The sequence below is a fragment of the Streptomyces sp. SM11 genome (assembly GCF_002910905.1).
Taxonomy (GTDB): Bacteria; Actinomycetota; Actinomycetes; order Streptomycetales; family Streptomycetaceae; genus Streptomyces.
Genome location: NZ_NEUE01000081.1, coordinates 1 through 11643, shown reverse-complemented (window position 1 = coordinate 11643; position 11643 = coordinate 1). Strand labels below are relative to the sequence as shown.

Here is an 11643-nt window from a genome sequence, read left to right as displayed (position 1 = left end):
GGTGACCTTCATCGCCGCACCGGGCGGCCTGGAGGTCGTGATCGAGGCGGACGAGCGCGCCGGGCTCCACTCCGAGGGGCACGACACGGTCCACCGCTTCACCGCCTCCCACCACGCGGCCCCGCAGACCGACTGGAACGCCCGGGTCGACGCCTGGCCGTGTCCTGCGGTGACCGGAGGAGACCGTGAGCCGGGGCGTCGGCACGCCCGGCCGGAAGAGGGTCAGCCGGCCGGGCGGCCCGCCCCGTTCGGAGCCAGGCGGTCGGCGAGCGCCTCCAGATCAGGGACGAACCAGATGTCCCGGCCCCGATTGGCCTCGCGGACGAGGTCGGGGAGGGCCGAACTGGCTGCTAGATGACGGCTGATGTCCCCGACGACGACCAGCCGCAGCCGGTAGTTCGCGAACTTCTGCAGGACCTCTCCGGCAAGGCCGGTGCTCAGGTCGAAGAAGCTGTCGTCCAGCCGAGTGGACGGCACCGCGACCACGTCCGCGCTCTGGAACGCGGCACCGATCAGCTGGTCCAGGGCGCCCTGGACGTCGGCGATGGTCACCCCGTCGGCATCGCACAGCAGGACCGGAACGCCATGGTGCTCGACGATGTCAGGCACGGTCCGCCCCCTGCCTGCCCGTGGACGTGGAGGTGGAACCGGAGGAGGTCGTGGAGTTGGCTGTGGACGTGAACAGGTCGTTGTCCGGGCCCAGTAGGCCGTCGATCATGTGCAGCAGATCGGCGGTGGCGGCCGTGCCGCCGAGAATGACGATCTTCATCCGGGTTCGCTCCTTGTCGTAGACCGTCTGGACGCGCAGGGGGTCCGATGTGTCCCGCACGGACTGCGTGCTCGCTGTGACGTACGTGCTCAGCCGGTGCGCGGCGTCCGGACCGAGCGCGTCGATCTGCACGATGCTGGACACCTCGACGTGCCCCGGCGCGGGTGTCGGCCCCGGGGCCGTGGCGTCGGCCGGCCTGCCGGTCAGAGCCGCGAAGTCCTCCTTGCTGATCCGGTACTGCTTGCCGATCCGGACGGCCTTGAGCCGGCCGTCGCGGACGTAGTTCCGGACGGTCCGCACATGCAGGCCCAGCAGCTCGGCCACCTCGCCGACCGAGTAGAGCTCCCGCTCGTCATTCCCCATGAGTATGCATCATACGCAAAACATACCTGTTGGGCTTCATATGCATGCAGATAGAGAAGTTTAGGGAACGCGGAGATCGCCGATTGGCCGTTCCGGATGTACTCGGCGGGTGCGACGAGGCCCGGGACAGCAAGGTGGGATACGAACGACCGTCCACGCGGACAAGGAGTCCCATGAACCCCGGAGCCCCGCCGCCCGATCCGCGGCACCAGCGACCCGAAAGCGTCACCGACACAACCGTCGAGGCTCTCGGGGCTCTGTCGAAGGCGCTGGAGACCGCCGAGCGTGCCCGCGGCGCGCTCTACGACTTCCACCAGCTCACCGGGAGCGCCGACCTCGCGCTTGACGACGCCGTCCGACTACTCCGTGCCGCAGGGCACAGTCATCGGGCCGAGCAGGTCGAACGGGAGATCCTCGGCCGCAACGTCATCCCCGGACATTGGACGTTCCAGATCGTCGAGGAATACAACGCCACCTACTACGACGTGTTCCGGACGATCGAACGGCAGATCAGGCAGGAGCTCGCCGAGGGCCGCGACCATCTCTACGAGGCCGAGATGAAGGCGGCCCGGCGAACCGAAGGACATCCGGACCACACCGCCGACTGAGGGGCGGTCGCCGTCCCAGGGGGGCCCGCCCCCTCCCGTCGTCACCGAACGTAGCCGCACGAGATGCGAGTCAGGCCGATTCCGGTGACGCTAGGGGTAGCTCGTCGATCATGGCCGGGTACACGACGCCCGGTACCTCCCCGAGCTCTCGGCTTCGCCCGAGCAGGGGAGGCCTCACCCTTCCGGCGTTGCCGAAGCACCCGAATCGCTCCGCGACGAGGACGTTCCAGCGCCTTGCGATGCACCGCACCGGACGCCGCGGCCTTCTCCGGCCCTGATCGACGAGACACCCCCAGCTCTCCGGTCGCGCACGCAGCGCTGGTTGCCGACGGAGGACCGACGACGGAGGACATCCCCATGAACCTGTACGACAGCCCGGTGGAGCGAGCCCGCCGCACCCGTGAACGCGCCGAGGAACTGGGTCGCGCCGCCGACCGGGCCACCGACCCCGAGCACCGGCAGCGGCTGCGGGAGAAGGCCCTGCGGCTGCTGCGCGAGAACCCGGCGGCCGATTTCCCGCCCTCCTGACCGGGGTGCGGGGAAGCCGATTGCCCGCACGGTCGTCGCCAGGGTAGCGTCACGCACCGTGACACCGACTCTGCGCACTGAGAGGCTCCTGCTGGAGCCGTACGTCCCCGAGGACGAAGGGGACTTCGTCGCCCTGTTCCAGGACACCAGGGTCTCCCGATGGATGGGTGACGGCCCTTCGTCCGAGGCGGAGGACCGGTCCGTGTTCGGGCGGGTCTTCACCCAGGTCTACGCCCAGGACCTGTTCGCCGTCTGGGCCGTCCGCCGCGACGGGATCCTCGTCGGGCACGCCGAGATCAAGCGGACCGACGTCGTCGACGGCCACGAGATCATCTACGCCTTGGCGCCCACGGCGTGGGGGACCGGCCTGGGGACCGAGCTGGCACAGGCCGTCGTCGCCCACGGCTTCGGCACGCTCGGACTGACCGAGGTGCACGCCACCGTCGCCGCCGCGAACGAGGCCTCGCTGACCCTGCTGCACAGAATCGGCTTCGAGCACGTGAGGGACATCGCGGAGGACGACGGCAGCACCACCCGCGTGCTGACCCGCCGACGCCGACCGCGGTAGCCCGGCCGGTCAGGCCGACGACGAAGCCTACGCCGCCGCCGTCGCTGCTCCGCGACGGGTGCGGCGAGCGTCAGCGCACGGGTAACAGGGGTGCCGGGGATCGGAGGTGACGCGCCGTGCGTAGTCCCGTCTCGACGAGCTCGCCGCCCCGGATGACCGCCACCGGTGGCTCATGCAGCGGATCACTCCCAGGTCGTGCGTGACGAAGAGACAGACGACGCCGGACTGCTCCGGGATCTCCTGAAGCTGTTCGAGTACCGTCCGCTGGGTGGTCAGGTCCCGTGCGGACACCGGCTCGTCGCAGATCATCAGCCGGGGCCGCAGTGCCGGCGCGCGGGCGGCGGCCTCCTTGCGGGAGATGCCCTGGCCCGGGTCCTCGACGGCGGCGGCCGCGTCCTGCTCTCCCCGCGGTCCCATCTCTACCTGGACCGCCGCTACGTCTCGACGGTCGTTCCGCCCGGCCAGGCGTCCACCGCCGCCCGCCTCGGCTTTCCTGCCTACCGCCCCCTCGGGGCGAACACACCGCACGCTGGGACCCGGCGACCCACGGCATCCCCGAGGACCGGGTCGCCGGGGTGGAGGCCACCGTCTTCGCCGAATCCGTGGAGTCCCTCGACGACGTGACGACCTGCTGTTGCCCCGCCTCCCCTCTGTCGCGGCGGCGGCCTGGACCGGCCGCGCCCCCGGCCGGGACGCCCATCGCACCCGCCTCGCCCACCACGGCCGGCTCCGGGAACAGCGGGGGCTCGCCCACCTGGCGTCCACCGAGATCGCCTGGCGGTGCAGGACCGGGGATGAGGTGATCCGGCCGGGTACCGAGGGAGATCCAGCCGCCCGGCGCCCGCAGGCGGTTCAGCCGGCCGGCGCCACGGTCGCACCCTCGACGCCGTGACGCTTCAGGGCGTCGGCGACGAAACCGCCCGCCTTCATCTCCTCGACGAACGACGCCAGCAACTCCTGTGCCGCCTGCCCCCGCCCATCCGGCACCCCCATGGCCTGCCGGATCACCATGAACCGACCCGGCAGCACCCGTACGCCCCCGGCCCGCGCCGCCTCGGCCTCCAGCAACTGCCGGATCCCGGCCGCCACCTCGACCTTGCCCGCCCGCAGGGCCGCGAGCGCGCGAGGCGCGCCCTCCAGCCGGACGACCTCGGCCCGGCGGATCTCGCGGGTGAGGAAGAGGTCGTACGCCGACCCGGCCCCGACGGAGACCCGGGCGCCCTCGCGGTCCACCTGGCCGTTCTCGGAGACCGGGGACGCCTCCGGTACCAGATACGCGCCCTCGATGAGGACGTACGGGGCGGTGAACCGCAGCCCATCGTCCCGGGCGGGGTCGACCGCGAAGAACCCGATGTCCGCGCTCTCGGCCCGCACCGCGTCGACCGACAGCGCGGCCCTCTCGAAGGGCACCAGCTCGACGGGCACCCCGAGCCGCCGCCCGAACTCCCGCGCGAGGTCGACGGAGACCCCGGCCGGTTCGCCGCTCGCCGGATCCCGGTGGGCCAGGATCGGATTGCCCAGGTTGATCGAGGCACGCAGGGTGCCGCCGGGCGCGAACACGGAGACGAGAGCGGGAGACATCTGCTGCTGAGTCATGGAGCGGAGTCTACGAGCGCGCCCGCCGCGGTCGAAAGGCGTACGGGACCGGCCACAGACCGCAGTCTCACGCACCCACCGCCCCGTCCACCCCTTCCCGCAGCAGGTCCGCGTGACCGTTGTGGCGGCCGTACTCCAGCAGGACGTGCACCATGACCATCCGCAGCGAGACCTCCTTCTCCCACCGGGGCTGACGCCCCACCAGATCCAGCGAGGCCGCCTCCCGCTCGATCCGGCGCGAGGTCTCCACCTCCGCCTCCCAGGCGGCGAACGCCTCGGCCCGGGTCGAGGTGCTCGCGTCGTACGCCGCCTGGAAGTCGAAGAGCTTCTCCGACCACACCATCGGGGCGGCCGCGTCCTCGAACACCCTCCGGAACCAGGTGCGTTCCACCTCCGCCAGGTGCCGTACCAGAGCCAGCAGCGACAAGGCCGACGGCGGCATCGACCGCTCGCGCAACTCCTCGTCGTTCAGTCCCGCGCACTTCATGGCCAGGGTCTCCCGGTGGTAGTCGAGGAAGGCCCGCAGCGTCTCGCGCTCGCTTCCCAGCAGGGGAGGCCCGGTCCGGTCGTCGTTCGTCATGAAGATGTTCCCCAGTCCGTGTGCCGGCCGACAGCATGACCGGCGCGCGTCCACCCGGGCAGGCGCGTTTCCTCCAGGCCCTAGGGTGGTGAGGCATGGACGAGACGGAACTGCTGCGCCGCTCCGACGGACCGGTGACCCGGGACCGCGTCCGGGACGACCTGACCGGCCTCGGCCTCGCCCCGGGCGACACCGTGATGTTCCATACGCGACTGTCCGCGATCGGCTACGTCCCCGGCGGCCCCGGGACGGTCATCGACGCCCTGCTGGACGTGGTGGGACCGACCGGCACGCTGGTGGTCACCTGCGGCTGGAACGACGCCCCGCCCTACGGCCTCACCACCTGGCCCCGCGCCTGGCAGGAGGCCCTGCGCGCCCACCACCCCGCGTACGACCCGGAACTGAGCGAGGCCGAGCACGCCAACGGACGCCTCCCGGAAGCTCTGCGCCACAGGCCCGGGGCCGTACGCAGCCGCCACCCCGATGTGAGCCTCGCGGCGCTCGGCGCTTCGGCCGCCGCGCTGATGGACGACCACCCCTGGGACGCCCCGCACGGTCCCGGCAGCCCGCTGGCGCGCCTCGTGGCCCTCGGCGGCCGGGTGCTGCTCCTCGGGGCGCCCCGGGAGTCGATGACCCTGCTGCACCACGCCGAGGCGCTGGCCCAGGCCCCCGGCAAACGGTTCGTGACGTACGAGCAGCCCATCCGGGTGGAGAGCGAGCGGATCTGGCGCACCTTCCGGGACATCGACTCCGAGCACGGCGCGTTCGACTACTCCCCGGTCGTGCCCGAGGGGCAGGACCCCTTCGCGGTGATCGTCGGGAGCATGCTCGCCGCGGGCATCGGGCGGGAGGGCTTCGTCGGGGCGGCCAGGAGCTGCCTGTTCGACGCCGGACCGGCCGTGGACTTCGGCGTCCGCTGGATCGAGGAACACCTGAACCCGTCTGCCTGACCGGCGCGCCCGAGGTCACCTGTCGCCGACGCGGTTCAGGGCAGCCGCACCTTGATCGTCTGCGTCGCCCCGCGCGTCCCGGTCAGGTCGCCGAGGACGAGGCGCAGCGAGGCCCCCGTGGTCGCCGAAGTCACCGTCGCCGGCTTCGAAACGACCGAGGCGACCGCCCGGTTCCAGATGAGGGTCAGGCTGGTGCGCATCCGCATCGGGTCGCTCACACACACCGTCGCCGTCCCGTCGGGGTGCTCGGTGACCATCACGGAGCACGGGGCGTCGGCCACCAGCGGCCCGACGCTCCCGCCGAACCAGAAGTTGACGGCGGTCAGCCCGAGTGAGGGCACCGCCACCCCCTGCTGATCGTCCGTGTTGGCGAGCACCCGCAGCCAGCCGCTGTCCGCCGCCCGCGCCGCCGTGCGCCGCTCGGACGCGCCGGGCAGGAGCTGGTACGCGTACGTGGCGTCCGACGGGTCCTGGCCGTGGTCGAACCGGAGGGTGAGGTACTTCCGGGAGACCGGATCCGTGGAGCCCGCCGTGTTGATGTCGCGCCAGCGGCCCGTCCGGTTCTCCCGCAGCGCCTTCACGGTGGCCCCGCCCGGGAAGACGTAGCCGCCGTGCCCGGCGAGATGCGCCCAGGACGTGTCCGTCAGCGTCGCCGACCAGGGAAGCGTGCGGGGTTTGACCGAGCCGTCGACGGTGAACGGTGCGTTGCCCGTCGGACCTAGGTTGCGGTTGTCGACGGTGGTCTCCACGGCCACGCCGTCGCGGCCGTGGATGCCCGCGCCCAGGCACACGACGGTGTCGTCGAGGAAGAACCACGACTTCTTCGCCATCAGCGTGCTGGACAGCCCCTTGAGGTACTGCCCCACGGCGGCGCGCTTCTTGTCGGTGACCCCGCCAACCCAGTTCACATCGGGGAGTGAAACGCCCCAGTCGCCGCCCGCCCCGTCGGCCAGCACTTTGCGCGAGGCCGTGGTGCCGGGCAGCCGGTACGGATCGACGGTGGGCCAGAAGGCGTCGGTGTACTGGCCGTTGGCGAAGGTGTCGCCCCACCAATAGAGCATTCCCGCTCCGGTGTGCCAGCCGCGCAGGTTCTCGCCGTTGCCGGTCTCGTAATAGGTGATCCGCCGGTCCGCCATGCTAAGCGACGCCGCCCAGCCCGGACGGCGGTGCGTGGCCCGTGCCATGTCGGGGAACAGCCGGTGGCCGTCCGGCTCGGGCAGTGCGGTGAGGGACGTGTCGTCCAGGACGTCCTTGATCCTGGCCAGTGCGGTGAGCCCGAGCGAGGGGTTGCTCAGCGGCGGGCTGTAGTAGTCGCGCTGCGCCCAGCCCTTGACGAGCCCCCGCCACCGGCTGTTCTCGGCGGCCGACGCGCCTCGTCCCAGCAGCACGACGGAGGCGAGGATCGGGTGTCCCCGCCGGTGGTCGTCGACCTCGCCGCGGCTGATGGCACGCCCCGCGACGCCGTCCATGACGAGACCGTTGAAGAGGAACGGGGCCCAGGCGTTCTCCACCGCGTCGAACACCACCTGCCGCTTCGGGTCGGTGACCTCCCAGGCGGTTCCCTTCAGCAGCGCGAACAGCAGCCCCAGACCGCCGAGCATCACCGATCCGTAGCTGCCGGTGTAGGGCACGGTGGTGTGCTGGATGAACGAGCCGTCGGCGTACAGTCCGTCGCCCTCGGTCACCAGCGGGAAGACGGGGGAGAGGGCGTCCCGGGCCAGCGCGATCTTCGCCGCGCTCCCGCCGACGACCCCGCGCAGGGCCAGCACCCGGCACAGGTCGACCCGGTTCGCCCCGGTGCTGGTCCCGGTGTACGAGGCGACGGCGGAGTCCGGCACGAAATGGTCGACGGCGGCGCAGTAGCGCCCGAGCCGCTCCGGGGTGAGGGCGTCGTACATCAGCACGCACACGTCCAGCAGGGCCTGCGGCGCGCCGATCTGCCAGCTGTACCAGTTTCCGTACCGGGTCCGGCCGTCGTTGTAGACCTGGGTGTTGAGGTGTTCCAGGCCGGTGAGCACCGCATCGCGCAGTCCGGTGTTCCCGGTCAGGCCGGTGCCCTGCTGGCGGTAGGCCAGGGCCATGGTGTTCAGCCGGACGAAGCTGTCGGCCATCCGCCCGGAGAGGACGTACGACTCGGCGTCCGTGTCCGGGTCCGGATCCGCGAACACGGCGTCGGGCCACAGCGAGCCCTCCGTCGGAGCCATGGACTCCAGCCACCGGGAGGCCTTCGCGCCGAGATCGGCCAGCCGGCTCCTGAAGGGTTCGGTGGTCGGGCTGAACCCCTCGCCGAGGATCAGCGCGCTCCAGGTCGTGCGGAGCGCGGCGTACGGATCGTCCTCGGAGGCGAAGGCGGAGGCTGCGCCGGGCGCGGCGAGCACCAGTGCGCCGCCACTCACGGCGGTGAGCGCCGCGGAGGTGGCCAGGAAGGTACGGCGGGACCAGGCAGAAGTCATGGAGAGCTCCGGGTCGGTGACATGTCTCCGGTGGGAACCCGGCGCGCAGGGCGCTGAACTGAACCCGGGATCCGACTGTTCTGAGCGGGCTGGCACTTTCTAGCAGCCACCAGACGACTCGCTCAATAACTTTGGCTGAATTGATCGTATCGATCGCTTCTTGGGGTGTGTATGCCTCTGCCGGGGAGGAACCGGCGCGCGCCCGTCGCTCCGGGGTAAAACCCTGCTCGGATCGTTTCGAGCAGATGTGATCGATATGGTTGGGGCAGGCCGGACGGGTCCCGGGCGGCAGCCGGCCGGCAACAGAACCGGGCGGTTACGCCGCCGGAACACCGTCGGGCCAAAGTCCGGCCCAGCCGTCTCCGAGTCCAGGGGGATCCATGCGACTGCACGTCGATCAGCGCCACGAGCGGGTGCTCGAGCTCGTCCGCGAGCGCGGCAGCCTGCGCGTCGCCGAACTCGCCGAGGAGCTCGGCATGTCCGCCGTCACCCTGCGCCGGGACGTCGAGGCGCTGGCCGCCCAGGGCCTGGTGGAGCGGTTGCACGGCGCGGTGGTGTGGCCTTCCGGGCAGTCCCGGCCCGCCCCCGCCGCCGCGCCCCCCGCCGAAGGACTGGTGGTGGGCATGGTGGTGCCGACCACCGAGTACTACTACGCGGACGTCGTACGCGGCGCCCGGCAGGTGGTCGAGGCCGTGGGCGCCCGGCTGACGATCGGGCTCTCCCACTACCTCCCCGACGAGGACGCGGCCCAGGCCCGCCGCCTGCTGTCCACCGGCGCCGACGGACTCCTGCTCACGCCGAGTTGGGAGCGCGGCTGCCCGGAGCAGGGCGAGGGGCTGTGGACGGTGGAGCAGAGGACGCCGGTCGTCCTGGTGGAACGCTCGGCGCCCCTCGGTCATCCGGCGGCGGGCCTGGACCGGGTGCGCTCGGACCATGCTCACGGCGCCGCCGAAGCGGTGGCGCACCTGGCCGGGCTCGGGCACCGGGCGATCGCGCTCGCCGTGCAGGACAGTCCGACCGCCCCCCGGCTGCGGGTCGGATACCGGGCCGCCGCGGAGGCGCTGGGGCTGACCCCGGTGTCGGCCGCGCCGCTGGACGACACCGCGTCACGGTCGGAGGCGAAGCGTTTCGAGCGGACGCTGGAGTATCTGTGCGAGGCCGTGGCGAGCGGCAACGTGACCGCCGCGATCGTGCACAGCGACGCGGACGCGATCGTCCTCATCCCACGGCTCCAGGCCCGGGGGGTGCGGGTGCCCGAGGACCTCGCGGTGATCGCGTACGACGACGAGGTCGCCGGGCTCGCCGACCTGCCGCTCACCGCCGTGTCCCCCGACAAGCACGCCGTGGGGGCCGCGGCCGCCGGGCTGCTGCTGTCCCGTCTCGGTGTGGCGGAACCCGGTGCGACGGACACGGGTGCGACCGGCCGGGCTCCCGCCGCCCGCCGGCACCTGGACATCCTGCCCACGCTGCGGGTCCGGGCCTCCTGCGGGGCGGCCGCCGCCGCTTCCTGACGGAGGAAGTCATGCCGCTGGCCACGCCAACAGCCACACCACGGGCCGTGCCCCGGGGCAACAAGCCCTGCGGGCACGGTTCTTCGCATGCGCGGGGCCCGATGACGTCAGGAGCGGGACGTCGACCCGCTGGTGATCGATTCGATTGAATTGGTCGTTTGCTCTTGACGGCGATCGGTAATGCGCAAAATGATGTGTGCCGTTCACCTCATCTCCCGCAGTTCGAGGTCCCGTAGGAGCCGGCCCATGCCCTGTATCGCCCGCACGTCCCGCCTCGCCCTCGTGGCGTCCGCCGCTTCACTCGCTCTGCTCGTCACCGCCTGCGGCGGCGGATCGGGGCCGGACGCCTCGGGCTCCGGCGACGGCAAGCCCGTCACCCTCACCTTCTGGTCCGCGGCCGCTGGCGCCAAGGAGACGGTCGAGGCGTTCAACAAGACGCAGACCGACATCAAGGTCACCTTCTCGCTGGTCCCGGCCGGCCCCGAGGGAGTCACCAAGCTGTCCAACGCGGTCAAGGGCGGCAACGCCCCCGACGTGGCCACCATGGACTACTCCGCCCTGCCCGAGTACGCCAGCGAGGGCAACCTGGAGAACCTCACCCCCAGCTCCGGCGAACTGGTGGAGAAGGAGTTCCCCGAAGCGGTCCAGTCCCTGGTCAACCTCGGAGGCTCCACCTGGGCGGTGCCGTTCGACGTCACGCCCATCCAGCTCTTCTACCGCAAGGACCTGTTCAAGGAGCACGGCGTCAAGGTGCCGACGACCTGGGCCGAGTACCGTACGGCCGCCGAGAAGATCCACCGGGCCGCCCCCGACGTCACCATCACCAACTTCGGCGGCGGCGACCCCGCCCTGCTCGCCGGCCTCGCCTGGCAGGCCGGCGCCCAGTGGTACGGCACCGAGGGCGACGCCTGGAAGGTGAACATCGACGACCCGGCCTCCCGCAACGTCGCCGCCTACTGGGACGGACTTCTCGCGGACGGCCTCGCCTCCAGGACCCCGCTCTGGGGCGAGGGCGAGGCCAAGGAACGCTCCACCGGCAAGGTCGCCACCGTCATCGGCGCCGCCTGGAGCGCCGGGACCTTCCCCGTCAGCTATCCGGACAGCAAAGGCAAGTGGGGCATAGCCCCCCTGCCCACCTGGGACGGCGAGCCGAGCACCGGCATGTACGGCGGAACCTCCTACATCGTGCCCAAGGGCAGCGAACACACCGAGGCCGCAGCCGAGTTCATCAAGTGGGTCACCACCGACCCCGCGGCCATGACCGCCCGCCTCAGCTCCCTCAAGACCCCCAGCAGCGCCCTGCCCGCCAACGAGGCCATGCGCGCCGCGGCGGCGAAGGAGTTCGACACCTCCTACTTCGCCGGCCAGGACGTGTACGCCGTGGCCGGCGAGGCCGCCGACACCATCGTGCCCGGCTGGACCTGGGGCCCGGTGCAGCAGCAGGTCACCTCGGCACAGATGGCCGCGGGCGGCGACCACACGAAGATGCTGAGCTCCGGTCAGGCGAAGGGCGAGAGCGCGGTCACCGGCCGTGGCCTGAAGCTCGACAAGTAGCCGCACGGCTGCCCGGAGCACATTGTTCCGGGCAGCCCGTCCCCCTCACCCTGTTCAGCCCATCCTGCCGAAGGAGCACCAGGTGGCAGCCCCACTCGCCCGGCCGGGCAAGACCCCGGCACCCCCGGCCGCGCCGCCGCCCGCAGGTCCCGCAGGTCCCGCC

12 protein-coding genes and 1 pseudogene are annotated in these 11643 nt (G+C 71.7%); 7 read left to right on the top strand and 6 right to left on the bottom strand.

What is annotated here, in order from left to right; translation table 11 throughout:
• Positions 1–178 (top strand): annotated as a pseudogene (locus B9S58_RS38725) (sporulation protein); the annotation flags it as partial.
• Between the two features lie 44 nt (positions 179–222).
• Here B9S58_RS38725 and B9S58_RS05215 read toward each other — a convergent pair.
• Together B9S58_RS05215 and B9S58_RS05210 are read right to left on the bottom strand one after the other, a co-directional pair.
• Positions 223–609 (bottom strand): DUF4180 domain-containing protein, encoded by a 387-nt coding sequence (locus B9S58_RS05215; protein WP_103530955.1) that lies wholly within the window; start codon positions 607–609, stop codon positions 223–225.
• The gene (locus B9S58_RS05210) at positions 602–1132 is read right to left on the bottom strand and encodes a helix-turn-helix domain-containing protein (protein ID WP_103530954.1); all 531 of its coding nucleotides are present in this window, start codon (positions 1130–1132) and stop codon (positions 602–604) included. The genes B9S58_RS05215 and B9S58_RS05210 overlap by 8 nt, the downstream gene beginning before the upstream one ends.
• Before the next feature lie 173 nt (positions 1133–1305).
• Between B9S58_RS05210 and B9S58_RS05205 the strand changes: the two genes are divergently transcribed.
• The 3 genes from B9S58_RS05205 to B9S58_RS05195 all read left to right on the top strand — a co-directional run bounded on the left by B9S58_RS05205 (position 1306) and on the right by B9S58_RS05195 (position 2836).
• Complete coding sequence (locus tag B9S58_RS05205) at positions 1306–1740, top strand: hypothetical protein (protein ID WP_103530953.1); 435 nt, start codon at positions 1306–1308, stop codon at positions 1738–1740.
• Between the two features lie 357 nt (positions 1741–2097).
• Positions 2098–2268, top strand: coding sequence for a DUF6381 family protein (locus tag B9S58_RS37805; RefSeq protein WP_181009193.1), 171 nt, complete (start codon positions 2098–2100; stop codon positions 2266–2268).
• Between the two features lie 58 nt (positions 2269–2326).
• Positions 2327–2836 (top strand): GNAT family N-acetyltransferase, encoded by a 510-nt coding sequence (locus B9S58_RS05195; RefSeq protein WP_103530952.1) that lies wholly within the window; start codon positions 2327–2329, stop codon positions 2834–2836.
• 27 nt (positions 2837–2863) lie between these two features.
• Here the strand turns inward: B9S58_RS05195 and B9S58_RS37800 are convergent, their stop codons facing one another.
• The 3 genes from B9S58_RS37800 to B9S58_RS05175 all read right to left on the bottom strand — a co-directional run bounded on the left by B9S58_RS37800 (position 2864) and on the right by B9S58_RS05175 (position 5012).
• Positions 2864–3253, bottom strand: coding sequence for a hypothetical protein (locus B9S58_RS37800; protein WP_181009192.1), 390 nt, complete (start codon positions 3251–3253; stop codon positions 2864–2866).
• A 435-nt stretch (positions 3254–3688) separates the two neighbouring features.
• On the bottom strand, positions 3689–4432 hold the full coding sequence (locus B9S58_RS05180) for a transporter substrate-binding domain-containing protein (RefSeq protein WP_103530951.1): 744 nt from the start codon (positions 4430–4432) through the stop codon (positions 3689–3691).
• Positions 4433–4499: 67 nt separating this feature from the next.
• Positions 4500–5012: a DinB family protein gene (locus B9S58_RS05175; protein ID WP_103530950.1), complete on the bottom strand. Its 513-nt coding sequence runs from the start codon at positions 5010–5012 to the stop codon at positions 4500–4502.
• A 95-nt stretch (positions 5013–5107) separates the two neighbouring features.
• Between B9S58_RS05175 and aac(3) the strand changes: the two genes are divergently transcribed.
• Positions 5108–5962 (top strand): aminoglycoside 3-N-acetyltransferase, encoded by an 855-nt coding sequence (aac(3), locus tag B9S58_RS05170; protein WP_103530949.1) that lies wholly within the window; start codon positions 5108–5110, stop codon positions 5960–5962.
• Positions 5963–5997: 35 nt separating this feature from the next.
• Here the strand turns inward: aac(3) and B9S58_RS05165 are convergent, their stop codons facing one another.
• Positions 5998–8415, bottom strand: coding sequence for a polysaccharide lyase 8 family protein (locus tag B9S58_RS05165; protein ID WP_103530948.1), 2418 nt, complete (start codon positions 8413–8415; stop codon positions 5998–6000).
• Positions 8416–8795: 380 nt separating this feature from the next.
• Here B9S58_RS05165 and B9S58_RS05160 point away from each other — a divergent pair, with 380 nt between their 5' ends.
• Both B9S58_RS05160 and B9S58_RS05155 read left to right on the top strand, forming a co-directional pair.
• Positions 8796–9926, top strand: coding sequence for a substrate-binding domain-containing protein (locus tag B9S58_RS05160; RefSeq protein ID WP_103530947.1), 1131 nt, complete (start codon positions 8796–8798; stop codon positions 9924–9926).
• Positions 9927–10172: 246 nt separating this feature from the next.
• Positions 10173–11480 (top strand): ABC transporter substrate-binding protein, encoded by a 1308-nt coding sequence (locus B9S58_RS05155; protein WP_103530946.1) that lies wholly within the window; start codon positions 10173–10175, stop codon positions 11478–11480.
• The last annotated feature ends 163 nt before the right edge of the window (positions 11481–11643 follow it).

What these genes read in the sequence shown, in the direction of transcription:
- B9S58_RS05210 (WP_103530954.1), bottom strand. Translation starts at nt 1,132, where the DNA reads ATGGGGAATGACGAGCGGGAGCTCTACTCGGTCGGCGAGGTGGCCGAG.
- B9S58_RS05205 (WP_103530953.1), top strand. Translation starts at nt 1,306, where the DNA reads ATGAACCCCGGAGCCCCGCCGCCCGATCCGCGGCACCAGCGACCCGAA.
- B9S58_RS37805 (WP_181009193.1), top strand. Translation starts at nt 2,098, where the DNA reads ATGAACCTGTACGACAGCCCGGTGGAGCGAGCCCGCCGCACCCGTGAA.
- B9S58_RS37800 (WP_181009192.1), bottom strand. Translation starts at nt 3,253, where the DNA reads ATGGGACCGCGGGGAGAGCAGGACGCGGCCGCCGCCGTCGAGGACCCG.
- B9S58_RS05180 (WP_103530951.1), bottom strand. Translation starts at nt 4,432, where the DNA reads ATGACTCAGCAGCAGATGTCTCCCGCTCTCGTCTCCGTGTTCGCGCCC.
- B9S58_RS05175 (WP_103530950.1), bottom strand. Translation starts at nt 5,012, where the DNA reads ATGACGAACGACGACCGGACCGGGCCTCCCCTGCTGGGAAGCGAGCGC.
- B9S58_RS05165 (WP_103530948.1), bottom strand. Translation starts at nt 8,415, where the DNA reads ATGACTTCTGCCTGGTCCCGCCGTACCTTCCTGGCCACCTCCGCGGCG.
- B9S58_RS05160 (WP_103530947.1), top strand. Translation starts at nt 8,796, where the DNA reads ATGCGACTGCACGTCGATCAGCGCCACGAGCGGGTGCTCGAGCTCGTC.
- B9S58_RS05155 (WP_103530946.1), top strand. Translation starts at nt 10,173, where the DNA reads ATGCCCTGTATCGCCCGCACGTCCCGCCTCGCCCTCGTGGCGTCCGCC.